This window comes from Brachybacterium phenoliresistens (assembly GCF_039530785.1).
In the GTDB taxonomy this organism is placed as follows: domain Bacteria; phylum Actinomycetota; class Actinomycetes; order Actinomycetales; family Dermabacteraceae; genus Brachybacterium; species Brachybacterium phenoliresistens.
Genome location: NZ_BAAAOW010000001.1, coordinates 131,726 through 157,557, shown reverse-complemented (window position 1 = coordinate 157,557; position 25,832 = coordinate 131,726). Strand labels below are relative to the sequence as shown.

Annotated in this window: 26 protein-coding genes; 1 reads left to right on the top strand and 25 read right to left on the bottom strand. The window is 73.6% G+C overall.

Annotated features, from left to right (window positions below; genetic code table 11):
* Nucleotides 1-19: 19 nt before the first annotated feature.
* From lgt to ABD234_RS00595, 25 genes are all read right to left on the bottom strand, one after another.
* Nucleotides 20-931: a prolipoprotein diacylglyceryl transferase gene (gene lgt / locus ABD234_RS00715; RefSeq protein ID WP_051486421.1), complete on the bottom strand. Its 912-nt coding sequence runs from the start codon at nt 929-931 to the stop codon at nt 20-22.
* Nucleotides 928-1,785, bottom strand: coding sequence for a tryptophan synthase subunit alpha (trpA, locus tag ABD234_RS00710; protein WP_051486422.1), 858 nt, complete (start codon nt 1,783-1,785; stop codon nt 928-930). Before trpA ends, lgt begins: the two co-directional genes overlap by 4 nt.
* The gene (gene trpB / locus ABD234_RS00705; RefSeq protein WP_051486462.1) at nt 1,782-3,086 is read right to left on the bottom strand and encodes a tryptophan synthase subunit beta; all 1,305 of its coding nucleotides are present in this window, start codon (nt 3,084-3,086) and stop codon (nt 1,782-1,784) included. The genes trpA and trpB overlap by 4 nt, the downstream gene beginning before the upstream one ends.
* Before the next feature lie 53 nt (nt 3,087-3,139).
* A complete protein-coding gene (trpC, locus tag ABD234_RS00700; protein WP_038370285.1) occupies nt 3,140-3,991 on the bottom strand; it encodes an indole-3-glycerol phosphate synthase TrpC in 852 nt (283 codons plus the stop codon).
* A 31-nt stretch (nt 3,992-4,022) separates the two neighbouring features.
* Entirely contained in the window at nt 4,023-4,472 is a 450-nt protein-coding gene (locus ABD234_RS00695) for a DUF2752 domain-containing protein (RefSeq protein ID WP_038370286.1), read from the bottom strand.
* Complete coding sequence (locus ABD234_RS00690; RefSeq protein ID WP_038370287.1) at nt 4,469-4,708, bottom strand: HGxxPAAW family protein; 240 nt, start codon at nt 4,706-4,708, stop codon at nt 4,469-4,471. Before ABD234_RS00690 ends, ABD234_RS00695 begins: the two co-directional genes overlap by 4 nt.
* An 83-nt stretch (nt 4,709-4,791) precedes the next feature.
* On the bottom strand, nt 4,792-5,454 hold the full coding sequence (locus ABD234_RS00685; RefSeq protein WP_051486423.1) for a Trp biosynthesis-associated membrane protein: 663 nt from the start codon (nt 5,452-5,454) through the stop codon (nt 4,792-4,794).
* Nucleotides 5,451-7,082, bottom strand: coding sequence for an anthranilate synthase component I (locus ABD234_RS00680; protein WP_084148186.1), 1,632 nt, complete (start codon nt 7,080-7,082; stop codon nt 5,451-5,453). Before ABD234_RS00680 ends, ABD234_RS00685 begins: the two co-directional genes overlap by 4 nt.
* Nucleotides 7,079-7,456, bottom strand: coding sequence for a phosphoribosyl-AMP cyclohydrolase (gene hisI / locus ABD234_RS00675; RefSeq protein WP_038370288.1), 378 nt, complete (start codon nt 7,454-7,456; stop codon nt 7,079-7,081). The genes ABD234_RS00680 and hisI overlap by 4 nt, the downstream gene beginning before the upstream one ends.
* Entirely contained in the window at nt 7,453-8,661 is a 1,209-nt protein-coding gene (metK, locus tag ABD234_RS00670) for a methionine adenosyltransferase (RefSeq protein WP_038370290.1), read from the bottom strand. The genes hisI and metK overlap by 4 nt, the downstream gene beginning before the upstream one ends.
* Entirely contained in the window at nt 8,658-9,935 is a 1,278-nt protein-coding gene (coaBC, locus tag ABD234_RS00665; protein WP_344353357.1) for a bifunctional phosphopantothenoylcysteine decarboxylase/phosphopantothenate--cysteine ligase CoaBC, read from the bottom strand. The genes metK and coaBC overlap by 4 nt, the downstream gene beginning before the upstream one ends.
* Before the next feature lies 1 nt (nt 9,936).
* The gene (gene rpoZ, locus ABD234_RS00660; protein ID WP_038370293.1) at nt 9,937-10,290 is read right to left on the bottom strand and encodes a DNA-directed RNA polymerase subunit omega; all 354 of its coding nucleotides are present in this window, start codon (nt 10,288-10,290) and stop codon (nt 9,937-9,939) included.
* A 111-nt stretch (nt 10,291-10,401) separates the two neighbouring features.
* On the bottom strand, nt 10,402-11,007 hold the full coding sequence (gene gmk, locus ABD234_RS00655; protein ID WP_038370294.1) for a guanylate kinase: 606 nt from the start codon (nt 11,005-11,007) through the stop codon (nt 10,402-10,404).
* Complete coding sequence (gene mihF / locus ABD234_RS00650) at nt 11,004-11,330, bottom strand: integration host factor, actinobacterial type (protein ID WP_038370295.1); 327 nt, start codon at nt 11,328-11,330, stop codon at nt 11,004-11,006. The genes gmk and mihF overlap by 4 nt, the downstream gene beginning before the upstream one ends.
* 155 nt (nt 11,331-11,485) lie before the next feature.
* Nucleotides 11,486-12,352: an orotidine-5'-phosphate decarboxylase gene (gene pyrF / locus ABD234_RS00645; protein WP_038370296.1), complete on the bottom strand. Its 867-nt coding sequence runs from the start codon at nt 12,350-12,352 to the stop codon at nt 11,486-11,488.
* Entirely contained in the window at nt 12,349-15,738 is a 3,390-nt protein-coding gene (gene carB, locus ABD234_RS00640; protein ID WP_038370297.1) for a carbamoyl-phosphate synthase large subunit, read from the bottom strand. Before carB ends, pyrF begins: the two co-directional genes overlap by 4 nt.
* Complete coding sequence (gene carA, locus ABD234_RS00635) at nt 15,738-16,949, bottom strand: glutamine-hydrolyzing carbamoyl-phosphate synthase small subunit (RefSeq protein ID WP_038370298.1); 1,212 nt, start codon at nt 16,947-16,949, stop codon at nt 15,738-15,740. The genes carB and carA overlap by 1 nt, the downstream gene beginning before the upstream one ends.
* The gene (locus ABD234_RS00630) at nt 16,946-17,500 is read right to left on the bottom strand and encodes a PH-like domain-containing protein (protein WP_051486424.1); all 555 of its coding nucleotides are present in this window, start codon (nt 17,498-17,500) and stop codon (nt 16,946-16,948) included. Before ABD234_RS00630 ends, carA begins: the two co-directional genes overlap by 4 nt.
* A gap of 5 nt (nt 17,501-17,505) precedes the next feature.
* Nucleotides 17,506-18,876 carry a dihydroorotase gene (locus tag ABD234_RS00625; protein WP_051486425.1) on the bottom strand — a complete coding sequence of 457 codons (1,371 nt, stop codon included), beginning with the start codon at nt 18,874-18,876 and terminating at the stop codon, nt 17,506-17,508.
* Complete coding sequence (locus ABD234_RS00620) at nt 18,873-19,829, bottom strand: aspartate carbamoyltransferase catalytic subunit (protein ID WP_038370299.1); 957 nt, start codon at nt 19,827-19,829, stop codon at nt 18,873-18,875. Before ABD234_RS00620 ends, ABD234_RS00625 begins: the two co-directional genes overlap by 4 nt.
* Nucleotides 19,826-20,407 carry a bifunctional pyr operon transcriptional regulator/uracil phosphoribosyltransferase PyrR gene (gene pyrR, locus ABD234_RS00615; protein ID WP_038370300.1) on the bottom strand — a complete coding sequence of 194 codons (582 nt, stop codon included), beginning with the start codon at nt 20,405-20,407 and terminating at the stop codon, nt 19,826-19,828. The genes ABD234_RS00620 and pyrR overlap by 4 nt, the downstream gene beginning before the upstream one ends.
* A 230-nt stretch (nt 20,408-20,637) precedes the next feature.
* Nucleotides 20,638-21,171, bottom strand: coding sequence for a transcription antitermination protein NusB (locus ABD234_RS00610; protein WP_038370301.1), 534 nt, complete (start codon nt 21,169-21,171; stop codon nt 20,638-20,640).
* A gap of 1 nt (nt 21,172) precedes the next feature.
* Nucleotides 21,173-21,730 (bottom strand): elongation factor P, encoded by a 558-nt coding sequence (gene efp / locus ABD234_RS00605; protein WP_038370302.1) that lies wholly within the window; start codon nt 21,728-21,730, stop codon nt 21,173-21,175.
* Between the two features lie 120 nt (nt 21,731-21,850).
* Entirely contained in the window at nt 21,851-22,594 is a 744-nt protein-coding gene (locus tag ABD234_RS00600) for a hypothetical protein (RefSeq protein WP_038370303.1), read from the bottom strand.
* 30 nt (nt 22,595-22,624) lie between these two features.
* Nucleotides 22,625-24,229: an ABC-F family ATP-binding cassette domain-containing protein gene (locus tag ABD234_RS00595; RefSeq protein WP_038370304.1), complete on the bottom strand. Its 1,605-nt coding sequence runs from the start codon at nt 24,227-24,229 to the stop codon at nt 22,625-22,627.
* A gap of 219 nt (nt 24,230-24,448) precedes the next feature.
* On the opposite strand from ABD234_RS00595, the gene ald reads away from it, so the two are divergent.
* Nucleotides 24,449-25,567: an alanine dehydrogenase gene (ald, locus tag ABD234_RS00590; protein ID WP_038370305.1), complete on the top strand. Its 1,119-nt coding sequence runs from the start codon at nt 24,449-24,451 to the stop codon at nt 25,565-25,567.
* Nucleotides 25,568-25,832: the final 265 nt, after the last annotated feature.

The following is a 25,832-nucleotide window of genomic DNA, read 5'->3' as shown; positions in this document are numbered from 1 at the left end:
CCGGTTTCACGATCCGAGACTACGTGTCTTGCCTTTCGGCGCTGGTGTCGGGGGCGGTATCTGTGCTGGTCGGCGTGGTGTCCGGGAGGGTGAAGGACCCGTCGGCCGCGACGGCCTCGCCGCCGCGCGCGGCCTTGCGCCGCGTGAGGAGGATGACCATCACCACGGCGAGGATCACGGTGAGCAGCGCGACGACGGTGTGGATGCGCAGCGGGCCGACCATGAAGACCTCCTCGGTGCGCATCGCGTCGATCCAGGCGCGGCCGCTCGAGTAGATCGCGGCGTAGGCCCAGAAGATCCGGCCGCCGCCCAGCGAGAAGCGGCGCGCGAGGAACAGCAGCAGCACCACGCCGCCGAGGTTCCACAGCATCTCGTACAGGAAGGTCGGGTGGTAGGTGCCGGGCTCGCAGCCGGGGATCGGTGCGCCGTTGGTGACGCAGGTGATCTCCCAGCCCCAGGGCAGGTCCGTGGGCGGGCCGTACAGCTCCTGGTTGAACCAGTTGCCGAGGCGGCCGATGGCCTGCGCGACCATCAGCGTGGGGGCGATGGTGTCCGCCAGGACGGTGAAGGAGACCTGCTTGCGGCGGGCCATGAACCACACCGCGAGCGCGCCGCCGGCCACGGCGCCCCAGATGGCGAGGCCGCCCTCCCAGATCCGCAGCACCGAGCCGAGATCCCCGTCGGGCCCGAAGTAGGGCTCCGGCGAGGAGATGACGTGCCAGAGGCGGGCGCCGATGATGCCGGCGATCACCGCGGCGAAGACGACGTCGAACAGATCGTCCCCGTCGCCGCCGCGGAACACCCAGCGCTTCGTGGCCCACCACATGGCCACGCCGATCCCCGCGAGGATGCACAGCGCATAGAAGTGGATGGTCAGAGGACCGATCGACAGCGCGGAGATCGGGGAGCTGGGGATGCCGGCGAGGATCATGGGCGCGCCCCCGGACGGGCCCGGTCGATGCCGGCGCGCAGGTCGTCGGCGACGGCGGCGAGCGGGGCGAGGTCCCCGGGCTCGGCCTCGAGCAGGGCCCGCACGAAGGCGGAGCCGACGATCACGCCGTCGGCATAGGCGCCGACCTCGGCGGCCTGCTCCCCCGTGGAGACGCCGAGGCCGACGCACACGTTCCGGGCCCCCGCCTCGCGGGTGCGCTCGACCAGGCCCTCGGTGGCGGCGGAGACGGAGGTGCGGGTGCCGGTCACGCCCATGGTGCTGGCGGCGTACACGAACCCGCGGGTGTGGCCGACGACGTACTCCAGGCGGTCCCGCGGGGAGCTGGGGGCGACGAGGAAAACCCGGTCCAGGCCGTGGGCCTCGCTCGCGGCGATCCACTCCCCTGCCTCGTCGGGCGTGAGGTCGGGGGTGATCAGCCCGGCGCCGCCGGCGGCGGCGAGGTCCCGCGCGAAGGCGTCCACGCCGTAGGCGAGGATCGGGTTCCAGTAGGACATGACCACGATCGCGGCGCCGCGCCCGGACAGCTCGGAGACTGCGCGCAGCACGTCGCGGGTGCGGGTGCCGCCGGCGAGGGCGCGGGTGGCGGCCTCCTGGATCACCGGGCCGTCCATCACCGGGTCCGAGAAGGGCAGGCCCAGCTCGATCATGTCGACGCCGTGGTCGATCAGGGTCGCGGCCGCGGCGATCGAGCCCTCCAGGTCGGGGAAGCCGACGGGGAGGTATCCGATCAGCGCGGGGCGCCCCTCGGCGCGGGTGCGCTCGAGGACGTCCCCGGCGCGCAGCGGGGCCGCGGCGCCGCGGGGGTCGTGGGGCGCGGCGGTGGGGCTGCTCATGCCATCTCCTCAGGGGTGGTGGGGCGGGCGGCGACGGTGCGCGCCTCGGTCGCGGCCAGCGCCTCGCGGGCCCGGGCGCGCAGGGCCTGCAGGTCCCCGCGGCCCGGCTCCTCGTCTCCGAGCAGGCCGAACCAGCTCGAGGCGGTGTGCACGTCCTTGTCCCCGCGCCCGGACAGGCACACGACGATGACGGCGTCGGGGCCCAGCTCCCGGCCCAGCTCCAGCGCGCCGGCTAGGGCGTGCGCGGACTCCAGCGCGGGCATGATGCCCTCGGTCATCGACAGCAGGGCGAAGGCCTCCATGGCGGCGTCGTCGTCCACCGCCCGGTACTCCGCCCGGCCGATGTCCGCGAGCCATGCGTGCTCGGGCCCGACGCTGGGATAGTCCAGGCCCGCGCTCACGGAGTGCGACTCGATGGTCTGGCCGTCCTCGTCCTGCATCACCATCGAGCGCGCGCCGTGCAGGACGCCGGGGCGGCCGCCGCCGATGGTGGCGCTGTGCCGGCCGGTCGCCACCCCGTCGCCCCCGGCCTCGCAGCCCAGCAGGCGCACCTCCGGGTCGTCGAGGAAGGCATGGAACAGTCCCATGGCGTTGGAGCCGCCGCCCACGCAGGCGACCGCGGCGTCCGGGAGGCGCCCGGCGCGCTCCAGGACCTGGCTGCGCGCCTCTTCGCCGATGATCCGGTGGAAGTTGCGCACCATCACCGGGAACGGGTGGGGCCCGGCGACGGTCCCCAGCAGGTAGTGGGTGGTGGCGACGTTGGTGACCCAGTCGCGGAAGGCCTCGTTGATGGCGTCCTTGAGGGTGCGCGAGCCGTGCGTGACGGGCACGACCTCGGCGCCGAGCAGGCGCATCCGGGCGACGTTCAGGGCCTGCCGCTGGGTGTCCTCCTCGCCCATGTAGATCGTGCAGTCCAGGCCGAACAGCGCCGCGGCGGTGGCCGTGGCGACGCCGTGCTGGCCGGCGCCCGTCTCCGCGATCACCCGGGTCTTGCCCATGCGCCGGGTCAGGAGCGCCTGGCCGAGCACGTTGTTGATCTTGTGGCTGCCCGTGTGGTTGAGGTCCTCGCGCTTGAGCAGGATGCGGGCCCCGCCGGCGAGCTCGGAGAAGCGGGGGGCCTCGCTCAGCAGGGACGGGCGTCCCGTGTACTCCGCGGCCAGGCGCTGCAGCTCGGCGACGAACTCCGGGTCCACCAGGGCCTTCTCGTAGACCTCCGTGAGCTCGTCGAGCGCGGGCACCAGGGCCTCGGGCAGGAACCTGCCGCCGAAGTCCCCGAAGTACGGCCCGGTCTGCGCGCGCAGCTCCTCGGCGACGCTCGGACGTCCGGTCGGTCCGGTCGGGTTCTGGGGTGTGCTCACGCAGAGGGTCCCTTCGTGGAATCGGTCTCGGGGGCGGCGGCGCGGGTGCCCCGCGGCACGGCGCGGAAGGCGCAGGCGGTCCCGGCGGGATCCGCGCCGGTCACCAGGGCCTCCCCGACCAGCACCGCATCGGCGCCGGCCGCGGCATAGGCCTCGACGTCGGCGGGCCCGGCGACCGCGGACTCGGCGATCGCCAGCGGGCCGGGCGGGATCTGCGCGATGAGCCCGGAGGCGCGCTCCAGGTCGACGTCGAGGGTCTTCAGGTCGCGGGCGTTGACGCCGATGATCTCGGCGCCGAGGTCCAGGGCGCGCTCGAGCTCGGCCTCGGTGTGCGTCTCCACGAGGGACTGCATGCCGAGCTCGCCGACGAGGTCGTACAGGCTGCGCAGCTCCTCGTCGTCGAGGGCGGCGACGATCAGCAGGACCAGATCGGCGCCGTGGGCGCGCGCCTCATGGACCTGGTAGGGGTCCACCACGAAGTCCTTGCGCAGGACCGGGACGTCCACGGCGCGGCGCACGGCGTCCAGGTCCGCGAGGCTTCCGCGGAAGCGACGCTGCTCGGTGAGCACGCTGATCGCCCCGGCACCCGCCCCGGCGTAGGCGAGGGCCAGCTGTGCGGGATCGGCGATGTCCGCCAGCTCCCCCTTGGAGGGGCTGGCGCGCTTGACCTCCGCGATCAGTCCCATGGTGGTGCCGTCCCCGGCGATCGAGGCGCGGGCGTCGAGGGCGGGGGCGACCTGCGCCGCCAGGCGCCGCAGGGCGGCGTCGTTCACGCGGGCACGGCGCTCGGCCATGTCCTCGCGGACTCCCGCGATGATCTCGTCGAGGACGGTGCCGGTGCTCGTCACGGATGGTCTCCTGGGGGCCGAGGGATGGGGGTCATGCCCCGACCAGCGAGGTCGGGGCGAGGAATGCGAACCCGGGCAGGTTCCGGGCGACGGTGTAGACCGCGACCAGCCCGAGGACCGCCAGCACGACGCCGCGGGACGGCGCGGGAGGCGCCGCCGTGACGCCGCGGGCGCGCCGGACGGCCCAGCGGATCAGCAGGGCCAGGGCCACCGGGATGGCCAGGATCACCAGGGCGTTGTTCTGCAGGGCCAGCGGAAGGTCGCCGTCGAGCAGGGCGTGCACGGCCCGGGTGGCCCCGCAGCCGGGGCACTCGAGGCCCGTCAGCGAGTTCACGAGGCACAGCGGGACGTGCTGCCGGAACGGATCGAAGGTGACCTGGAGGAGCACGGCGCCCGCCCCGGCCGCCGCGAGGATCGCGGCGGGCAGGACGGCGCGGCGCGCACGGAGGGCGGCGCGGTCGGTCCGAGCCGCCGCGGTCACGTCCTGGCGACCCTGGAGCGCTTCTGGCCGAAGCCCGCGAACCGCAGCGCGACGCTCACGATGATCGCCGCGACGATGACCACCGAGCCGATCACGATGAGCAGGAGATTCATGATCGCGAGACCGAATGCGGCCACGACCGATCCGGCGACGACGCCCACGGTCATCGACCAGGCGGCGACGGTCTTGCCCTCGTTGTGCGGCGGGGCGGGCGGAACGGCGTAGGTCTGAGGCATGGATCCTTCTTCAGACGGGTGCGAGGCACAGGGGCGAGGACGCCCCCATTGTGCCACGCTCGCAGCACCGGGGACGGAGCCGATCAGGCCTGCCCGGGCCCGCTGCGGGGCGCGCTGTCGGGCGCGGAACCCCGGTCCTCCTCGGGCGCGGCGGGCTCGTCCTCCTCCTCGGGCGCGGCCGCGCTGGGGTCCTCCCCCAGCGACAGGGCGTCCCAGGCCCCGGCCGGGTCCGATGCGGGGTCGAAGGCCGTCTCCGGCGCATCGGCCGCGACGGTCCGGCGGTAGCGGGAGGAGCGGGGCCAGCGGCCGCCCCGGCGCAGCACCAGCACGCCGAGCAGCACCAGGCCGAGGGCGGGCGCGAGCACGGCGAGAGGCCACGCGGTGGCCTGGGCGGAGGCATCCCCGCCGATCACGCCGACGGACTCGGCGATGCTCGACCTCGAGGCGGCCAGCGGGTCCCGGCGCACCTGCAGCGCGCTCGCGCCCGCGCCGAGGCCGACGAGGACGAGAACGGGGCCGGTCACCAGGCGGATCCAAGCGGAGGACAGCGAGGTGGCCAGGCTCGCGGCGATGCCCACCAGGGCCAGCGCCACCACGGTCGGGGCGGCGTCCCCGCCCAGGATCGCGAGGTCGCGGCTGGTGCCGGCGAGGTCGATCGCGCTCGCGGTGGTCCAGGTGGTGCGGGTCAGTCCCGCCATCGCCGCGGAGAGCAGCAGGCCCAGCAGGACGGCGCTGCGGCGGCTCATCGGCCCGTCCCCGACGTCCCGTCGCCCCGGGCGCCGATCCCCCGCAGGGTCTGCGCGCTGGCGACGGCGCGCAGGGCGGCGGCCGCCTTGGACTGCGCCTCGCGGTGCTCCATGGTCGGGTCCGAGTCGGCGACCACCCCGCCGCCGGACTGGACATGGGCGGTGCCGTCGGTGATCACGGCAGTGCGGATCGCGATGGCCATGTCCATGTCCCCGGCGAAGTCGATGTAGCCGACGGTGCCGCCGTAGATGCCGCGGCGCACCGGTTCGAGCCGGTCGATGATCCGCATGGCGCTCGGCTTCGGCGCCCCGGAGAGGGTCCCCGCCGGGAACGTCGAGCGCAGGGCGTCGTAGGCGGTCATGTCCTCGCGGATGCTGCCGGTCACGGTGGAGACGATGTGCTGGATGTGGGAGTAGCGCTGGATGTGCATGAAGTCGCGCACCACCACGCTGCCGGGCTCGCAGAACCGCTGCAGGTCGTTGCGGGCGAGGTCCACCAGCATCAGGTGCTCGGAGCGCTCCTTGGGGTCGGCCAGGAGCTCCGCGGCCAGGGCCTCGTCCGCGGCGGGGTCCTCGCCGCGGGGCCGGGAGCCCGCGATCGGGTGCGTGGTGGCGATGCTGCCGCGCACCGTCACCAGCGACTCCGGGCTCGCCCCGACCACGTCGACGGCGCGCCCCTGCGCGTCCACGCCGCGCAGCAGGAACATGTACGGGCTGGGGTTCATCCGCCGCAGCACGCGGTAGACGTCCAGCGGGTCCTCGGCCGTGGGCAGGGAGAACCGCTGGGAGGGGACGACCTGGAAGATCTCGCCGTCGATGATGTCCTGCACGGCCGAGCGCACCGAGGCCTCGTACTCGCGCTGCGCGGTGCGGGCCTTCGGCGCGGCGTCGCGCACCACGTCGTACACGGCCGCGCCCGGGGCCAGCGGCCGGCGCAGGCGCTCGAGCATGTCCTCCAGGCGGGAGACGGCGTCGTCGTAGGCCGCGTCGACCCCGGCGTCGGCCCCGTCGATGTTCAGGGCGTTGGCGACCAGCAGCACGGTGGCGTCGTGGGCGTCGTGGACGGCGACGTCCTGGGCCAGCTGGAGGGAGAGGTCCGGCAGCCCCAGCTCGTCGGGCGGGGAGTCCGGGAGGTTCTCCCAGTGCCGCACCGCGTCGTAGGCGATGAAGCCGACCAGGCCGCCGGTGAAGGGCGGCAGGTGCGGCAGGCGGGCGGCCCGGAACTCCGCCGTGAGCACGCGCAGCGCCTCCATCGGGTCCTCGGCCTCGGGAAGGCCCGCGGGCACGTCGCCGATCCAGTGGGCCTTCCCCTCCTTCTCGGTGAGGATGGCCCGGGCTCGGGCCCCGATGATCGACCAGCGGGACTGCTCCCCCTCCCCCGCCGATTCCAGGAGGAAGGTGCCGCGGGGGTCGTCGCCGTCGGTGAGGCGGCGGTACAGCGTGATCGGCGTGTCCTCGTCGGCGAGGAGGCGGATCGTGACCGGCACGATCCGCTGCCGCGCGGCGAGGGCGCGGAAGGTCTCGCGGTCGGGCTGGACGACGCCGAGGCGATCCCCCTCGATCCCGGCCACGAGCTCCGGGTAGGACGGGGCCCGGCCCGCGCCGGGCCGCGCTGCGTGCTCGCTCATGCCCGGCGCTCCTGGGGATCGATCACGACGGCGGGCAGGTCACCGCCGTCGAAGCAGGTGGTGGTGCCGCGATGGCAGGCCGCGCCGACCTGGTCGACCTGGACCAGGAGGGTGTCGCCGTCGCAGTCCAGGGCGATGCCGCGGACCCACTGCACGTGGCCGCTGGTGTCCCCCTTGCGCCAGTACTCCCGGCGGCTGCGGGACCAGAACGTGACCCGGCCCTCGGAGAGGGTGCGGCGCAGCGCCTCGTCGTCCATCCAGCCGACCATGAGGACGTCGCGGCTGGTGGCGTCCTGGACGACGGCGCAGACCAGTCCGTGCTCGTCGCGCTTGAGACGGTCGGCCAGGGCGGGGTCCAGGGCGGTCGCGCTCACAGGGCCCTCTGCAGCTCGTCGGCGCGGTCCCGGCGCTCCCAGGTGAACTCGGGCAGCTCCCGGCCGAAGTGCCCGTGCACCGAGGTGCGCCGGTAGATGGGCCGCAGCAGGTCCAGGGCGTCGATGATCGCGGCGGGGCGCAGGTCGAAGACCTTGCGCACGGCGGCGGCGATGACATGGTCGGGGGCGCGGCCCGTGCCGAAGGTCTCGACGTACAGGCCCACCGGCTGGGCGACGCCGATCGCGTAGGCGACCTGCACCTCGGCGCGGTCCGCGAGCCCGGCGGCGACGATGTTCTTGGCGACCCAGCGCATGGCGTACGCCCCGGAGCGGTCCACCTTGCTGGGATCCTTGCCGCTGAACGCCCCGCCGCCGTGCCGGGCCATGCCCCCGTAGGTGTCCACGATGATCTTGCGGCCCGTCAGGCCGGCGTCGCCCTTGGGCCCGCCGATGACGAAGCGCCCCGAGGGGTTCACGTGGACGGTGACGTCCGAGGTGTCCAGGCCGAAGCCCGCGAGCTCCTCGAGCACCGGGGCGATCACCACGCCCTGGATCGCCGGGTCGAGCTGGGTGAGCAGCTCGACCTCCTCGGCGTGCTGGGTGGACACGACGATGGTGTCCACGCTGCGGGCCACGCCCTCGTCGTCGTAGCCGATGGTCACCTGGGTCTTGCCGTCCGGACGCAGGTACGGCAGGACGCCGTCGCGGCGCGCGGTCGAGAGGTTCGTGGACAGCCGGTGCGCGGCGTGGATCGGCAGCGGCATGAGCTCGGGGGTGTCGTTGCAGGCGTAGCCGAACATGAGGCCCTGGTCCCCGGCCCCGAGGGAGGCGAAGGCCTCCGCCTCGGCGCCGGCGCGGGTCTCGAAGGACTCGTCCACACCCGCGGCGATGTCCGCGGACTGCGCGCCGATGGAGACCTCGATGCCGCAGCTGTCCGCGTCGAAGCCCTTCAGGCTCGAGTCGTAGCCGATGTCGCGGATGACGTCGCGGACGATGCGGGCGACGTCGCTGTACCCCTGGGTGCGCACCTCCCCCGCCACATGGACGAGACCGGTGGTCACCATGGTCTCGACGGCGACGCGGGCGTCGCGGTCCTGGGAGAGGAGATCGTCGAGGATGGCATCGGAGATCTGGTCGCAGATCTTGTCCGGGTGGCCCTCGGTGACGGACTCGGAGGTGAAGTAGCGAAGCGCGCTCGAGCTCATGCCTGCAAGGGTACGTCCCCGAGCAGGGCGAGGACCTGGTCGAGCACACCGTGGGCCACATGCAGCTTGCTGCCGGTGACCTCTCCCACATCGGCCCCGGCGGCGTCCAGGATGCGCACGCTGTTGGAGTCCGCGCCGAACACGCCGGCGGTCAGGTCGTTGAACACCAGGAGGTCCGCGCCCTTGCGGCGCGCCTTCTGCCGGGCCAGCTCGAGGGAGGACTCGTGCTCGGACCCGGTCTCCGCCGCGAAGCCCACGATCAGCCGCGGCGCCGTGCCCGGGTCCTCGTTGCGGGCCAGCACGCTGCCGCGCAGCACGTCGGGGGTCCGGGTCAGGGGGATCGCCGGGGCGTCCTGGCCGTCGACCTTCTTGATCTTGGCGGCGGACCGGGTCGTCGGGGTGAAGTCGGCGACGGCGGCGGCCATGACGAGCACGTCCGCCTGCTCGCGCTGCTCGGCGACGGCGGCCGCGAGCTCCGCGGCGCTGCGCACGTCCACCCGTTCCGCTCCCGGAGGGGTCTCGAGCTCGACGTTCGCCGCGACGAGGGTGACCTGCGCCCCGCGGGCGAGGGCGGCGTGGGCGAGCGCCCAGCCCTGCTTCCCGGAGGAATGGTTGGCGATGTAGCGGACCGGGTCGATCTCCTCGCGGGTGCCGCCGGCGCTCACGAGCACGCGCACCCCCTGGAGGTCCCGCACCGGGGCGCCGCTGGCGTCCTCGCACGGGGCGGCCAGCACCGCGGCGGCCGCGGCGAGGATCGCCTCGGGCTCGGGCAGGCGGCCGGGACCGGTGTCGGGGCCGGTGAGGCGCCCCACGGCGGGCTCGAGCACCGTGGTCCCGCGCGAGCGCAGCACCTCCACGTTCTCGACGGTCGCGGGATGCAGCCACATCTCGGTGTGCATGGCCGGGGCGAGCACGACGGGCCCGCGGGCGACCAGCAGGGTCGCGGCCAGCAGGTCGTCGGCGCGCCCCATGCGCACCCGGGCGAGGAGGTCGGCGGTCGCCGGGACCACGAGGACGAGGTCGGCCTCCTGCCCCAGGCGCACGTGCGCGACCTGGTCGACGTCCTCGAACACGCTCGTGATGACGCGCTGGTGGCTGAGAGCCTCCCAGGTCGCGGCGCCGACGAACTCGAGCGAGGAGGCGGTGGGGATGACACGGACCTCGGCCCCGGACGCGACAAGGCCGCGCACCACGTGCGCGGCCTTGTAGGCGGCGATGCCGCCTCCGACGCCGACGATCACACGGGCTCCGGCCAGTGCGCGCGCGGCGGTCATGTCAGAACTTGAAGTCCGCCAGCGGGACCTCGGGCGCGTCGTCGCCGAGCTCGAGCGGCGCGGGGCCGTCGGGCTGGGACTCGGCGAGCTCGCTCTCGTCGACCTCGCGGACGGTCAGCAGGCCCTCGTCGATCTCGCGCAGGGCGATGGACAGCGGCTTCTCCTGGTTGTCCACGTCGACCAGGGGCCCCACGAACTCGAGCAGGCCCTCGGAGAGCTGCGCGTAGTAGGCGTTGATCTGGCGGGCGCGCTGCGATGCGTACAGGACGAGCGCGTACTTGGAATCGACGTCCTCGAGCAGACGGTCGATCGGCGGATTCGTGATGCCCTCGGGCTGAGCGACGGTTCCGAACACGTCTGTCCCTTCGGTAGTGGGGTGGGTCCGACGCACCAGGATACGCCGCCGGGCTCCCCGGCGGACAGCGCAGGGACCGGCGACTTCCTCACACGGCGGGATCAGGGGAGGTCACAGGGATGCCGGGGTCCCGCGCACGCCCATCAGCGCGGCGAGCTCGTCGGTGGCCCGGTCGACCTCGTCGTTGACGACGGTGACGTCGAACTCGGACTCGGCCGCGAGCTCGACCCGGGCGGTCGCCAGGCGCCGCTCGCGCTCCTCGGCGTCCTCCGTGCCGCGCCCCACGAGGCGGGAGACCAGGGTCTCCCAGTCCGGAGGGGCGAGGAACACGAAGCGCGCCTCGGGAAGGGTCGCGCGCACCTGCCGGGCGCCGGCGAGATCGATCTCGAGCAGGACCGGGCGGCCGGACGCGACGGCATCCATCACCGCCGAGCGCGGGGTGCCGTACTTGTTGCGGCCGTGGACCACGGCCCACTCGAGCATCTCCCCGGCCTCGACCAGCCGGGTGAACTCCTCGTCGGAGACGAAGTGGTAGTGCACCCCGTCGATCTCGCCCGGCCGCGGCGCGCGCGTGGTCGCGCTCACGGACAGGTGGATCTGCGGGTACCGACGGCGGATCGCCGCGGAGACGGTCCCCTTGCCGACGGCCGTCGGCCCGGCGAGCACCGTGACCGGGACGGGAGGCGTGCTCGTCCCGTCCCGGTGCGGGGCGCTCACTCGGAGAAGTGGGCGACGAGCTTGTCGGCCTGGTGCGAGCCGAGACCGCGGATCTTGCGCGAGGGGGAGATGCCGATCTCCTCCATGATCTGCTGCGCCTTCACCTTGCCCACGCCGGGCAGGGACTCCAGCAGCGCGGACACGCGCAGACGACCGATGACCTCGTTGGACTCGGCTTCCTTCAGGACCTTCGCGATCTCCTCGCCGCGACGGCCGGTGCTGTCCTTCAGGCGGGCCTTGATGGCCGCGCGCTCACGACGCGCCTCGGCCGCCTTCTTCAGGGCCTCGGCCCGCTGTTCGGGAGTCAGAGGAGGAAGAGCCACGGTGATTACCTCTTGTTCTGTCGTCGACGTTGTGTGCGTCCCGACGGGTGCCAGACGCGTGGTGGTGGGTAGAGACTAGCGCTATGAAGGCGCCGCGGCGCACACATTACGCGCCTTTGGCCTGCTTCTTCGCGAAATCCGCGACCCCGGGCGCGTCACGCGCCGCCGACGGCCCCCTGCGCGGCCGTGTAGGCGGCGCGCAGCGCGCGCGCCCGGGAGCGCAGCGCCTCCACCTCGCCGCCCGCCGAGAGCAGCCCTCGGGAGAGGGACACGAGGACCTGCGACGACGCCGCGCCGAAGACCTCGGGGAGGTCCGCGGGGCCGGCGCCCTGCGCCCCGAAGCCGGGCACGAGCAGCGGTGCGCGGGTGGCGGCCAGGTCGATGCCCAGCTCGCGCACCGCCGCACCGACGGTCGCCCCGACCACCAGGCCGGCGCTCCCCCACGTCCCCGCGGGGGCCGCGGAGTTCTCCGCGCGCACGTGCTCCGCCATCGCCGCGGCGACGCTGAGCCCGGCCGCGTCGCGGGCGTGCTGGACCTCGTGGCCCTCCGGGTTCGAGGTCAGCGCCAGCACGAACACGCCCTTGCCCGCCCCGTGCACGTGCTCCAGGGCCGGGGCCAGGGAGCCGTAGCCCAGGTAGGGGCTGAGCGTGACCGCATCGGCCTCCAGGGAGCTGCCGGGACGCAGGTAGGCATCGGCGTAGGCGCCCATGGTGGAGCCGATGTCCCCGCGCTTGACGTCGAGGATCGTGAGCACGCCCCGCTCGCGGGCCGCGGCCAGGAGCTCCTCGAGCGCGGCCACGCCGGCCGAGCCGTGGCGCTCGAAGAAGGCGGACTGCGGCTTGATCGCCGCGACCTCGCCGGCCACGGCCTCGAGGGCGCGGCGGGAGAACTCGCGCACCCCCGCCGCGTCGTCGCTCAGGCCCCACGAGGCCAGCAGCGGTCCGTGCGGGTCGATGCCGGCGAGGATCGGCCCGTGCTCGCGGACGGACTGCTGGAGGCGGGCGCCGAAGGCGGTGCTCATGCGCCGGCTCCGGCCGGCTGCGCCGAGCGGCCGTCCTCGCGGGCCCGGGCGCGGGAGGCCTCCAGCCGGGCGACGTGCGCCTGCAGGCTGGTCACCGCGAAGGATCCCTCCGGCAGCGCCTCGATCGCCTGCACCGCCGCGTGGAACTCCTGCATCGTCGTGATGATCGGCACGTCCACGCTGGTCGCCGCCGCGCGGATGGCGTACCCGTCGGCCCGGGAGTTCGAGCCCGAGGGCGTGTTCAGCACCAGGGCCACCTGCCCGCCCTCGATCAGCTCGATGACGCTCCCCTGGGCCGAGTGCTCGGAGGCCTTGGGGATGGTGCGGCACGGGATCCCCGAGCGGCCCAGCACCTGGGCGGTGCCCTCGGTCGCGAGGATCTCGAAGCCCCGCGCGGCCAGGCGCGCCACCGGCAGCGCCAGGCCCCGCTTGTCGCGGTCGGCGACCGAGACGAAGACCGTGCCCGCGGTGGGCAGGCCCTGCCCGGCGATGGCGAGCTGGGACTTGGCGAAGGCCAGCGGGAAGGTCGCGTCCATGCCCATCACCTCGCCGGTCGAGCGCATCTCGGGGCCCAGCAGGGAGTCGACGGCGCGTCCCTCGCGGGTGCGGAACCGCTTGAAGGCGAGCACGGCCTCCTTCACGGCGATCGGGGCATCGGCCGGGAGGTCGGTGCCGTCGCCCTGCTCGGGCAGCGTGCCGCGGGTGCGCAGCTCGGCGATCGAGTCGCCGGCCATCACCAGGGCGGCGGCCTGGGCCAGCTGGACTCCGGTCGCCTTGGCGACGAAGGGGACGGTGCGCGAGGCGCGCGGGTTCGCCTCCAGGACGTACAGGATGTCCTGGGCCAGGGCGTACTGCACGTTGAGCAGGCCGCGCACGCCCACGCCCTCCGCGATCGCGAGGGTCGAGGCGCGGATGCGGTCGATCATCGCCCCGGAGAGCGTCACCGGCGGCAGGGTGCACGCCGAGTCGCCGGAGTGGATGCCGGCCTCCTCGATGTGCTCCATGATCCCGCCGATGTACAGCTCCTCGCCGTCGTACAGCGCGTCGACGTCGATCTCCACGGCGGTGTCCAGGAAGCGGTCGATGAGGATCGGCGCCTCCGCGCGGCCGCCGCCGGGGAGGTTGCGCCCCACGTAGTCCACCAGGCCGGCCTCGTCGTAGACGATCTCCATGCCGCGCCCGCCGAGGACGTAGCTGGGACGCACGAGCACCGGGTAGCCCACGCCCCGCGCGACCTCGACCGCGTCGGTCAGGCCCCAGGCCGTGCCGTAGGGCGGGGCGGGCAGATCGGCGGCGGCCAGGACGGAGCCGAAGGCGCCGCGGTCCTCGGCGGCGTCGATCGCCGAGGGGCTGGTGCCGATGATCGGCAGCCCGGCGGCCTCGAGGCGCCGTGCGAGGGACAGGGGGGTCTGCCCGCCCAGCTGGACGATCACACCGGCCACGGGGCCCGCGGCGAGCTCGGCCTCGTACACCTCGACGACGTCCTCGAAGGTGAGCGGCTCGAAGTAGAGGCGGTCGGCGATGTCGTAGTCCGTCGAGACGGTCTCCGGGTTGCAGTTGACCATGACGGTCTCGTAGCCGGGGCCGCCCTGCTCCTCGGGCAGGCCCAGCGCGATCGCGGCGTGCACGCAGGAGTAGTCGAACTCGATGCCCTGGCCGATGCGGTTGGGGCCGGAGCCGAGGATGAGGATCGCGGGCTTGGTGCGCGGCTCGACCTCGCTCTCCTGGTCGTAGGTCGAGTAGTGGTACGGCGTGCGGGAGGCGAACTCCGCCGCGCAGGTGTCGACGGTCTTGTAGACGGGGTTGACGCCGAGGGCCTCGCGCACGCCCTTGACGACGTCGTCGCCCATGCCGCGCAGCTGCCCGATCTGGACGTCGGAGAGGCCGTGGCGCTTGGCGACCTCGAGCAGGTCGCGGTCCAGGACGTCGGCGGTGCGGACCTGCTCGGCGATCTCCGCCACCAGCAGCATCTGGTCCAGGAACCAGCGGTCGATGGCGGTGGCCTCGTAGAGGCGCTCGATCGTCTCGGCCGGATCCACGATGCCCGCGGCGGCGGAGCGCAGGATCGCGGCGATCTGCACCAGGCGGTGGTCGGTGGGCGTGCGCACCAGGTCGAGCAGGTCGGTGACCTCGCCGGCGGCCGGGATCGGCGCCGAGTAGTCGACGACGGCGTGCTTGACGTCCAGGGACCGCTGCGCCTTGCCGAGGGCCTCGGTGAAGGAGCGGCCGATGGCCATCGCCTCGCCCACGCTCTTCATGGTGGTCGTCAGCGTCGGGTCGGCGCCCGGGAACTTCTCGAAGGCGAAGCGCGGGGTCTTGACCACGACGTAGTCGAGGGTCGGCTCGAAGCTCGCCGGGGTGGTGCCGGTGATGTCGTTGCGGATCTCGTCGAGCGTGTAGCCGATCGCGAGGCGGGCGGCGATCTTCGCGATCGGGAAGCCGGTCGCCTTGGAGGCGAGCGCCGAGGAGCGCGAGACGCGCGGGTTCATCTCGATGACGACGATGCGCCCGGTGTCGGGGTGGACGGCGAACTGCACGTTGCAGCCGCCGGTGTCCACGCCGACCTCGCGGATGATCCCGATGCCGAGGTCGCGCAGCTTCTGCAGCTCGACGTCGGTGAGGGTGAGGGCCGGGGCCACGGTCACCGAGTCGCCGGTGTGCACGCCGACGGCGTCGACGTTCTCGATCGAGCAGACGACCACGCAGTTGTCGTGGCGGTCGCGCATGAGCTCGAGCTCGAACTCCTTCCAGCCGAGGATCGACTCCTCGAGCAGGACCTCGGTGGTCGGCGAGTAGTGCAGGCCGTCCCCGCCGATGCGGCGCAGGTCCGCCTCGTCGTAGGCCATGCCGGAGCCCAGGCCGCCCATGGTGAAGCTGGGGCGCACGACCATCGGGTAGCCGAGGTCCTCGGCGGCGTCCAGCAGGTCCTCCATGGTGTGGCAGATCCGCGAGCGCGCGGACTCGCCGCCGACCCGCTCGACGACCTCCTTGAACAGCTGGCGGTCCTCGGCCTTGTGGATCGCGTCGATGCGCGCGCCGATCATCTCCACCCCGAACTCGGCGAGGATGCCGCGCTCCTCGAGGGCGATCGCGGCGTTCAGCGCGGTCTGCCCGCCCAGGGTCGGGAGGATCGCGTCGGGGCGCTCGATCTCGATGATGGAGCGGATGATGTCCGGGTCGATCGGCTCGACGTAGGTGGCATCGGCGATGTCCGGGTCGGTCATGATGGTCGCCGGGTTGGAGTTGACCAGGATGACCCGCAGGCCCTCCTCCCGCAGCACGCGGCAGGCCTGGGTGCCGGAGTAGTCGAACTCCGCGGCCTGGCCGATGACGATCGGGCCGGAGCCGATGACGAGGACGGACGAGATGTCGGGACGGCGGGGCATCAGGACTCCTTGCTGACGGCGGGATCGGAGCTGGCGGCACGGGTCGTGCGGGAGGAGCGCACGAGGTCCACGAGCCGATCGAAGAGGTACGAGGCGTCGTGCGGGCCGGACGCCGCCTCGGGGTGGTACTGGACGGAGTACGCGGGCAGGTCCAGGCAGCGGATGCCCTCCACGACGTCGTCGTTCAGGCCCACGTGGGAGACGACGACCCGGCCGTAGCGGCCCTCGCCGTGGGGGGCGGTGTGCTCGCCCTCGAGCGGCACGTCCACGGCGAAGCCGTGGTTCTGGGCGGTGATCTCGACGCGGCCGGTCTCGCGGTCCAGCACCGGCTGGTTGATGCCGCGGTGGCCGTACTTGAGCTTGTAGGTGCCGAAGCCGAGCGCCCGGCCCAGCAGCTGGTTGCCCAGGCAGATCCCGAAGAAGGGGATCCGGCGGTCCAGCACGCCGCGCAGCAGCTCGACCTGGTGGTCGGCGGTGGCGGGGTCGCCGGGCCCGTTGGAGAAGAACACCGCGTCCGGCTCGACGGCCAGCAGCTCCTCGAGGCTCGTGGTGGCCGGCAGCAGGTGCACGCGCAGGCCGCGGGCGGCCATGTGGCGCGGGGTGGCGCCCTTGATGCCGAGGTCCACGGCCGCGACGGTGCCCACGACCTCGCCCTCGGGCTCGATGACGACCGGCTGGGCGATGGTGACCTCCTCGAGGAAGCTCGAGCCGGCCATGGAGGGCTGCTCGCGCACCCGCTCGACGAGCTCGGCCTCGCTCGCGCCGGCGAGGGCGGAGCCGGAGAACACGCCGCCGCGCATCGAGCCCTGCTCGCGCAGGATGCGGGTGAGCATGCGGGTGTCGATGCCGCTGATGCCCACGACCTCGCTGGAGACCAGCAGCTCGTCCAGGCTCTGCTCGCTGCGCCAGTTGGAGGCGATGCGGCTGGCCTCGCGCACGGCGTACCCGCGCACCCAGATGCGGCGGGACTCCATGTCGGTGGCGTTGGCGCCGGTGTTGCCGATGTGCGGGGCCGTCTGCACGACGATCTGCCCGGCGTAGGAGGGGTCGGTGAGGGTCTCCTGGTAGCCGGTCATGCCGGTGGCGAAGACGACCTCCCCGAGACGGGCGCCGCGGGCTCCGTAGGCGCGCCCGCGCAGGACGGTGCCGTCCTCGAGGACGAGCAGCGCGGCCTCGGCGCGGTGACCGGTGTCGGTGCGGTGGGTGGTCATGGGGTCTCCTTCCGGGAGATCGGGGCGGAGGGATCGGGGAGGTCGGGGGCGGGGCGGAGCAGGCGCTCGTGGTCGTCGCGGGAGTCCAGGCGCAGGCCGGTGTCCAGGAGCGTCCCGCCCAGGCGCCAGCGCAGGACCAGCAGGGCGTCCCCGCCCATCCACTTGCCGACCATGCCCGGGGCGGTGGTCACGGCCTGGACCGCGGCGGCCGGCACGAGCAGGGACGGGGCGCCCTCCCGGTCGAGCCGCCAGCCGGCGCGGCCCTGGGCGTCCCTCCCCCGGCTCACCAGCACCCGGGAGCGGGCGCCGAGGCCGTGGGCGGTGACCCGCTCGAGATGCTGCTCGGCGAGGGTGGTGCTGACGTACACGCCGGGCGCCGGCGCCGGGTCCTCCGGCGAGGGCGTCCACGAGCCCGGATCGGGGGCGGGAGCCGGGGCCGGGAGGCCGGCGGCCAGCTGGCGCCGGGCGCGGCGCCGCCAGCCCAGCGCCATCAGCCCCAGCAGCAGCGCGAAGACGGCGAGCAGGACGAGGATCGGCGGGAGCTGGTCCACGCGTCTCAGTCCTCCTCGGCGGCCGGGAGCGGGCCCCGCTCGCCGGGGACGGGAGCGCCGGAGCGGTCCAGCACGAGCCCGTCTCGGACGGTGGGCCGGCCGCGCAGCAGGGTGAGCAGGTTGCGGCCGGGCAGCTCGCGCCCCCGGAACGGGGTGTTCGTGCTGCGGGAGGCGTGCGCCGCAGGATCGACCGCGGCGACCGGGCGCGGGTCCCAGACCAGGACGTTCGCCGCCTCGCCGACGGCCAGGGGCCGTCCCTGCGTGGTGTCCCGGGCGATCCGGGAGGGGGCCTCGGACAGCACCCGGGCCACGTCGCGCCAGCTCAGGCGGCCGGTCTCGACCATGGTGCGCTGGACGACCGGCAGGGCCGTCTCCAGTCCCGTCATGCCCATCGCGGCCTGGTCCCACTCGCGGTCCTTGGCATCGCGCGGATGCGGGGCGTGGTCGGTGGCGACGATGTCGATGGTGCCGTCGGCCAGCCCGGCGCGCACGGCCTCGACGTCCGCGGCGGTGCGCAGCGGCGGGTTCACCTTGTACGTCGCGTCGTAGCCGCGGACCAGCTCGTCCGTGAGCATCAGGTGGTGCGGGGTGACCTCGCAGGTGACGTCGACGCCGCGCTGCTTGGCCCAGCGGACGATCTCCACGCTGCCGGCGGTGGAGAGGTGGCACACGTGCAGGCGGCTGCCGACGTGCTCGGCCAGCAGCACGTCGCGGGCGATGATCGACTCCTCCGCGACGGCGGGCCATCCCGCCAGGCCCAGCTGGGCCGAGACGGCGCCCTCATGCATCTGCGCGCCCTCGGTCAGGCGCGGATCCTGGGCGTGCTGGGCGATCACGCCGTCGAAGGACTTCACGTACTCCAGGGCGCGGCGCATGAGCACCGGGTCGTGCACGCACTTGCCGTCGTCGCTGAACACGCGGACGCGGGCGCGGGAGCCGGCCATGGCGTCGAGCTCGGCCATGCGCTCCCCGCCCAGGCCCACGGTGACCGCGCCGATGGGGCGCACGTCGCAGTGACCGGCCTCCTCGCCGCGGCGCAGCACCTGCTCGACCACTCCCGCGGTGTCCGCGACCGGGGTCGTGTTGGCCATCGCGTGGACGGCGGTGAACCCGCCGCGGGCGGCGGCGCGGGTGCCGGTGTCGACGGTCTCGGCCTCCTCCCCGCCGGGCTCGCGCAGGTGGGTGTGCAGGTCCACCAGGCCGGGCAGGATCACGCAGCCGGCGGCGTCGATCACCTCGGCGCCCGCGGGCGCCTCGAGGCTCTCGCCCTCGGCGGAGATCGCGGCGATCGCGCCGTCCTGGATCAGGAGGTCCGCGGTCCGCTCCCCGTAGAGGGAGCCGCCGACGATGAGGATGGGGGCGGGTGCGGTGGTCATGAGGCGTCCTCCCGGGCGTTCGAGGCGAGCAGATGGTAGAGCACGGCCATGCGGACGCTGACGCCGTTGGCGACCTGCTCGACGATGACGCTGCGGGGGCCGTCGGCCACGGAGCCGGCGATCTCGAAGCCGCGGTTCATCGGCCCCGGATGCAGCACCAGGGCATGGTCGGGCAGTCGGGCGGCGCGGTCCTCGGACAGGCCGTAGCGGCGGGCGTACTCGCCCTCCGTGGGGAAGAAGCCGCCGCCGATCATCCGCTCGCGCTGCACGCGGAGCATCATCACGGCGTCCGGGCCCTGCGCGAGGGCGGCGTCGAGGTCGTAGCTGACCTCGCAGGGCCAGTCCCCCGAGGCGACCGGCAGCAGCGCGGGCGGGGCGACCAGGGTGACGCGGGCTCCCAGCAGCGACAGCAGCAGCACGTTGGAGCGCGCCACCCGGGAATGGAGGATGTCGCCGACGATCACGACGTGCAGGCCGTCCAGTCCCGCCGTCCCGGTGCGCCCGCCCAGATGGCGGCGCAGCGTGAACGCGTCGAGCATCGCCTGGGTGGGGTGCTCGTGGGTGCCGTCGCCCGCGTTGACGATGGGCTGGTCGATCCAGCCGGAGTGGGCCAGCAGGTGCGCGGCGCCGGAGGAGCTGGAGCGCACCACGACGGCATCGGCGCCCATGGCCTGGAGGGTCAGCGCCGTGTCCTTGAGGGACTCGCCCTTGGACAGGCTCGAGCCCTTCGCGGAGAAGTTGATGACATCGGCCGAGAGCCGCTTGGCCGCCGCCTCGAAGGAGATCCGGGTGCGGGTGGAGTCCTCCATGAAGAGGTTCACCACCGTGGTGCCGACCAGGGTGGGCAGCTTGCGGATCGAGCGGGACTGGGTGGCGGCCATCTGCTCGCTGGTGGCGAGGACGGACTCGGCCTCGGCCCGGCTCAGGTCGGCGATCGAGATGAAGTGCTTCATGCGCGGGTGCTCCCCTCGGTGCCGCGGGCGATGGTGACCTCGTCCACGCCGTCGGTCTCCCGCAGGCGGACCTGCACCCGCTCGCTGCGGGAGGTGGGCAGGTTCTTGCCGACGTGGTCGGCGCGGATCGGCAGCTCGCGGTGCCCGCGGTCCACCAGCACGGCCAGGCGCACCGCGGCAGGGCGGCCGATGCCGGACAGGGCGTCCAGGGCGGCGCGGATGGTGCGGCCGGAGTAGAGGACGTCGTCGACCAGGACCACCGTGCGGCCGTCGACCCCGCCGGGCGGGATGACGGTGGGGGCGGGCTGCCGGGTCGGCGACCGGCGCAGGTCGTCCCGGTGGAGGGTGATGTCCAGGGAGCCGGCCAGGTCGCGCAGGCGGTCGGCCGGGCGGCCCTCCGCCTCGAGGATCGTCGCGGCCAGCCGGTCGGCGAGCGGGACCCCGCGATGCGGGATGCCCAGCAGGACGAGGTCGTCGGCTCCGTGGCCGCCCTCGAGGATCTCATGGGCGATACGGGTCAGGGCGCGACGGATCTCGTCGCTCCCCAGCACTGCGGTGGTGTGGGCTGCGTCGTTCAACGCGGTCCTCCCTTCCACGCCTCACAGGACGTGCGGTTAAAGGTTGGAACGTTCCGGGTGATCCTACCGTCCGGCGCCCGGGCCGGACGGTCCGTCTCAGATGCGTCGGCCCGCGCCCCGGCCGAGCGGGATCGCCGAGCTGCTCAGCCGTATCGATCGCTGAGCTCCTCGGCACCGGCCTGCGCCGCCGCTCGTACCTCGCAGCAGCTCCGGCCGGAGCCATCGTCGCCTCAGCCGAGGAGCCCGCGGATGTCCGCGAGCCGCTGCAGCAGCCCGTTGACGAACCGCGGGGAGTCGTCCGTGGACAGCTCCGAGACGATCTTGGTGTATTCGCCGATGACGCCGCCGCGCTCCTCGGCCGGGGTCTCGAAGAGCACCTCGGCCGCGCCCAGGCGCAGGGTGGCGCGATCCACCGCGGGCATGCGGTGCAGCGGCCAGTCCCGCGAATGCGTGGACAGCTGCTCGTCGATCTCCTCGGCGTGACGCGCGTACAGGTGCACCAGGTCGCGGGACCGCGCCGGCAGCGGGGTCTGCGCCGCGGTGCGGCCCAGCCGCTGGGCGAGGACCTCGAGCACCGGCAGCTGGCGGGCATCGGCCTCGAACACCACGTCGATGGCACGGATCCGCTCGCGGGTGCGGCCGGAGAGGCGGTCGGTGCGCGCCGGCACGGTGCGCTCGAAGGCGATCTCCTCCCCCTCCGTCTCGCGGAACGGGAGGGGGAGGTCCGGCCCCTTGGGGGCGGGGCTCTCAGGGGTGCCGGTCACCTCAGGCGCGTCCGAGGTAGTCGCCGCTGCGGGTGTCGACCTTCACCTTGGTGCCCTGCTCGAGGAACAGCGGCACCTGGATCTCGCGGCCGGTCTCGAGGGTGGCGGGCTTGGTGCCGCCGGAGGAGCGGTCGCCCTGCAGGCCCGGCTCGGTGTGCGAGATCTCGAGCACGACGCTCGCAGGCAGCTCGACGTACAGCACGGTGCCCTCGTGGAAGGCGACCACGACGTCCTGGCCCTCGAGGAGGAAGTCGGCGGCATCGCCCACGACGTCGGCCGTGACGTTGGTCTGCTCCCAGGTGGTCGTGTCCATGAACACGAACAGGTCGCCGTCGAGGTAGGAGTACTGCATGTCGCGCTTGTCGACCGTGGCGGTCTCGACCTTGAGGCCGGCGTTGAAGGTCTTGTCGACGGTCTTGCCGGACAGGACGTTCTTCAGCTTGGTGCGCACGAAGGCCGGGCCCTTGCCGGGCTTGACGTGCTGGAACTCCACCACGCTCCAGAGCTGGCCCTCGAGGTTCAGCACCATTCCGTTCTTGAGGTCGTTCGTCGTCGCCATGTGTCTCCTCGGTGGCTCGTGTCCGCGCGGCGCGGCGGAGCGGCCTTGTGCGGTGGGGCGGGGTCGGTGCGCGGGAGCGCGCGGTCCACAGGATACTCGCCCGTCCGTCCGGGCGCCGTCCTAGCGGCCCGCCGCACGCCCGGACGTGAGGTCGATCATGGCGAGCAGGCGCTCGGCGAGCGGTCGCGCCGCGGTCTCCTCGTGCCAGCCGGCGGTCCGCAGCGCGCGCGAGACGGTCTGCTGGCGCACGCCGAGCTGCTCGGCGAGCTCGCTCTGGCGCGCTCCCGGGCGCTCGCGCGCGGCGGCGACGGCGCGGCGCTGGCCCGGCCCCCGCTCCCCGATGAGCCGGCCCACCAGACGCAGCACCGCCTCGGCGTCGCGGGCCGTCTCCTCGTGGCGGGGGTCCGCGGCGCGGACGCTGAGCGGCACGCCCGCGCTGCGGCGGGCGGAGTCCAGGGCGTCCAGCGCCGCGTGCAGGGCCGGGCCGCGCACCTCCCGGACGGAGGTGAGGACGCCGCGGGAGGGCGCCGTCGCGCCCAGGGAATCCGCGGGCCCCGGGGCGGCGCCGGCATGCGCCGCGGAGGCCTCCGCGCGGGCCGCGGGCTCCTCGGCGGCGCCGATGCCCAGGCCCATCGCCCAGTCCCCCAGCTCGCATCCGATGCGCAGCAGCGCGAGCGCCTCCTCGGCGCGCTCGGCCACGGCGACGGCCTGGTCCCCGACGGCGCGCTCCGCGGGGCGGCGCAGGCCCGCCGGCGCCAGGGCCTCGAGCAGCTCCGGGACGCGGTCGGGCGCTCCCCCGTGCGCGCGGGACCGCGCGACCGCGGTGCGACCGCGTCCGTGCAGGTCGAAGCAGAGGACGAACATGCCGCGACGCTAGCACGCAGCTCCCGGCGCTCAGGCCAGCTGGATGAGCTCCTCGTAGGTGTCGTTCCAGAGGTCCTCGACCGCATCGGGCATCACCAGCACGCGCTCGGGCGACAGGGCCCGCACCGCTCCCGGGTCGTGGGAGACCAGCACGACCGCGCCCTCGAAGTTCGCGAGCGCGCCCAGGATCTCCTGGCGGCTGGCGGGATCGAGGTTGTTGGTCGGCTCGTCCAGCAGCAGCACGTTCGCGCTCGAGACGACGAGGGTGGCCAGCGCCAGACGGGTCTTCTCGCCGCCGGAGAGCACCCTGGCGGGCTTGTGCACGTCGTCCCCGGTGAACAGGAAGGAGCCCAGGATCTTGCGGGCCTCGACCTCGGGCAGCTCGACCGCGGCGCTCATCATGTTCTCCAGCACGGTGCGATCGCCGTCCAGGGTCTCGTGCTCCTGGGCGTAGTAGCCGATGCGCAGGCCGTGCCCGGGCACGATGCCGCCGGTGTCCGAGTCGGACACCCCGGCGAGGATGCGCAGCAGGGTGGTCTTGCCCGCGCCGTTCAGGCCCAGGATCACGACCTTGCTGCCGCGGTCGATCGCGAGGTCGACCCCGGTGAAGATCTCCAGGCTGCCGTAGCTCTTGGAGAGGTCCTGGGCCATCAGCGGCGTCTTGCCGCAGGGAGCGGGCTTGGGGAAGCGCAGGCTGGCGACCTTGTCGGTGCGCCGCTCCTCCTCCACCCCGTCCATCATCCGCTCGGCCCGCTTGAGCATGTTCTGGGCGGCGACGGCCTTGGTCGCCTTCGCGCGCATCTTCTCGGCCTGCGCGGTGAGCGCCCCGGCCTTCTTCTCGGCGTTGGCGCGCTCGCGCCTGCGGCGCTTCTCGTCGTCCTCGCGCTGGCGCTGGTACAGCTTCCAGCCCATGTTGTACATGTCGATCACGCTGCGGTTGGCGTCGAGGTAGAACACCTTGTTGACGACCTGCTCGACCAGCTGCACGTCATGGCTGATCACGATCAGCCCGCCGCGGTAGGTCAGGAGGTACTCGCGCAGCCAGACGACGGAGTCCGCGTCGAGATGGTTGGTGGGCTCGTCCAGGATCATCGTGTCGGCCTGGGAGAACAGGATCCGCGCCAGCTCCACGCGACGGCGCTGGCCGCCGGAGAGCGTCCCCAGGCCCTGCTCCAGCAGGCGGTCGGGGATGCCCAGGTTCGCGGCCATGCGCTTGGCCTCGGCCTCGGCGGCATAGCCGCCGCGGGTCTCCAGCTCCGCGTCGATCCGCACGTAGCGGGCCATGGCCTTCTCGCGCTGGGCGTCGGTGATGGACATGTCGGCCATGTCCTCCTCCGCCCTGCGCAGGCGCACCAGCAGAGCGTCCAGCCCGCGGGCGGAGAGGATCCGGGAGATGACCTTCTCCTCGGCATCGCCGGTCTGGGTGTCCTGCGGCAGGTAGCCCAGCTCCCCGGAGATCTCGACGGAGCCGGAGCTCGGCTGCAGCGTGCCCGAGAGCACCTTGGTCAGCGTGGTCTTCCCGGCGCCGTTGCGCCCGACCAGCCCGATCCGGTCCCCCGCGGTGACCTGGAAGCTCACCTCGCTCATGAGCAGGCGGGCCCCGACGCGGATCTCGAGGTCATGGACGGTGATCACGGCGGGGATGCTCCTCGGGACAAGCGGATGGGCGGCCCGGCGGCAGGGCCTCGTCAAGCATACGGAGACCTCCCGCGAAGCGGCCACGCAATACCCGTGCCTGTGATGAGATGAATGCCCCGGGCCATGGGGCCCGGGATCAGCGCGGATCCCCACCTCGGATCCGCTCCCCCGCGATCCCCACCCGGGATCCCGACCCAGACCGGAGGATCGACCCCGATGCTCATCGGAGTGCCACGAGAGATCAAGAACCACGAGTACCGCGTCTCGCTCACCGCGGCGGGCGTGCACGAGCTGGTCATGGCCGGCCATGACGTCCTCGTCGAGCACGAGGCCGGCACCGGCGCCGGCGTCCCGGACGAGGCCTACCGTGCCGCCGGTGCGCGCATCGCGACCACCGCCGAGGAGGTGTGGGCCCGCGCCGAGATGATCGTGAAGGTCAAGGAGCCGCTGCCGGCGGAGTACGAGCGCATGCGCCCGGGCCAGATCCTGTTCACATACCTGCACCTCGCGGCCGATGCCGACCTCACCCGGGCGGTCCTCGACTCGGGGACCACCGCGATCGCCTACGAGACGGTGCAGCGGGCGGACCGCCAGCTGCCGCTGCTCGCGCCGATGAGCGCGATCGCCGGGCGCCTGGCCACGCAGGTCGCCGCCTACCACCTCATGAAGCCGCTCGGCGGGATGGGCCTGCTGATGGGCGGCGTCCCGGGGACCCGGGAGGCGAACGTCGTGGTCATCGGCGGCGGGGTCGTCGGCGAGCAGGCCGCTCTCATGGCCCGCGGCCTCCATGCCAACGTCACCGTGATGGACGTCGACCTCGCCCGTCTGAGCCAGATCGCCACGGTCCACGACGGCAACATCCTCACCCGCTACTCCACCCGCCTGGACGTGGCCGACCAGCTCGCGGGGGCCGACGTCGTCATCGGCTCGGTGCTGATCCCCGGCAAGCGGGCCCCCAAGCTCGTCACCGACGACATGGTCGCCGCCATGCGGCCCGGCGCCGTCCTGGTGGACGTCGCCATCGACCAGGGCGGCTGCTTCGAGGGGTCGCGGCCCACCACCCACGCCGAGCCGACCTACACCGTGCACGACACGACGTACTACTGCGTGGCCAACATGCCCGGCAGCGTGCCGGTCACGGCCACGGCCGCGCTCTCCAGCGCGACCCTCCCCTACGTCCTGCGCCTGGCCGGCAACGGCTGGCAGCAGGCCATGCGCGACGATCCGGCGCTCGCCCTGGGGCTCAACGCCCATGCCGGCTCGCTCACCCATGCCGGGGTCGGCGAGGCGCACGACATCGACACGATCCCCCTCGAGGAGGCCCTCGCCGGCTGAGCGCCGGCCGGCCCGGGAGCAGCGCGCGCCCGGCCTCTCGCCCGAGCATCCGCTCGTGCGCCGGCTCCGCCTCCCGCAACCGCGCCTGCGCTCGCGGTCCGCGGGCCGCGGAATGAAAAGTCACCCTGTATGCCAGATCAGAGGTCTGTACGGCATACAGGGTGACTGCGTCTCGGACGATCGCCGTTCGCCGCCGGTCGGTCCGCCCGCGGGCAGCGGTCCGGCCGAGCTCCCGCGGCCCCGCCCGACCCGGCACGGGTCGGAG

Excerpts from the sequence above, each read along its gene's own strand:
- lgt (WP_051486421.1), bottom strand. The coding sequence starts at position 931 with ATGATCCTCGCCGGCATCCCCAGCTCCCCGATCTCCGCGCTGTCGATC.
- trpA (WP_051486422.1), bottom strand. The coding sequence starts at position 1,785 with ATGAGCAGCCCCACCGCCGCGCCCCACGACCCCCGCGGCGCCGCGGCC.
- ABD234_RS00690 (WP_038370287.1), bottom strand. The coding sequence starts at position 4,708 with ATGCCTCAGACCTACGCCGTTCCGCCCGCCCCGCCGCACAACGAGGGC.
- ABD234_RS00685 (WP_051486423.1), bottom strand. The coding sequence starts at position 5,454 with ATGAGCCGCCGCAGCGCCGTCCTGCTGGGCCTGCTGCTCTCCGCGGCG.
- ABD234_RS00680 (WP_084148186.1), bottom strand. The coding sequence starts at position 7,082 with ATGAGCGAGCACGCAGCGCGGCCCGGCGCGGGCCGGGCCCCGTCCTAC.
- metK (WP_038370290.1), bottom strand. The coding sequence starts at position 8,661 with ATGAGCTCGAGCGCGCTTCGCTACTTCACCTCCGAGTCCGTCACCGAG.
- coaBC (WP_344353357.1), bottom strand. The coding sequence starts at position 9,935 with ATGACCGCCGCGCGCGCACTGGCCGGAGCCCGTGTGATCGTCGGCGTC.
- pyrF (WP_038370296.1), bottom strand. The coding sequence starts at position 12,352 with ATGAGCACCGCCTTCGGCGCCCGCCTCCAGCAGTCCGTCCGCGAGCAC.
- carB (WP_038370297.1), bottom strand. The coding sequence starts at position 15,738 with ATGCCCCGCCGTCCCGACATCTCGTCCGTCCTCGTCATCGGCTCCGGC.
- carA (WP_038370298.1), bottom strand. The coding sequence starts at position 16,949 with ATGACCACCCACCGCACCGACACCGGTCACCGCGCCGAGGCCGCGCTG.
- ABD234_RS00625 (WP_051486425.1), bottom strand. The coding sequence starts at position 18,876 with ATGACCACCGCACCCGCCCCCATCCTCATCGTCGGCGGCTCCCTCTAC.
- ABD234_RS00620 (WP_038370299.1), bottom strand. The coding sequence starts at position 19,829 with ATGAAGCACTTCATCTCGATCGCCGACCTGAGCCGGGCCGAGGCCGAG.
- efp (WP_038370302.1), bottom strand. The coding sequence starts at position 21,730 with ATGGCGACGACGAACGACCTCAAGAACGGAATGGTGCTGAACCTCGAG.
- ABD234_RS00600 (WP_038370303.1), bottom strand. The coding sequence starts at position 22,594 with ATGTTCGTCCTCTGCTTCGACCTGCACGGACGCGGTCGCACCGCGGTC.
- ald (WP_038370305.1), top strand. The coding sequence starts at position 24,449 with ATGCTCATCGGAGTGCCACGAGAGATCAAGAACCACGAGTACCGCGTC.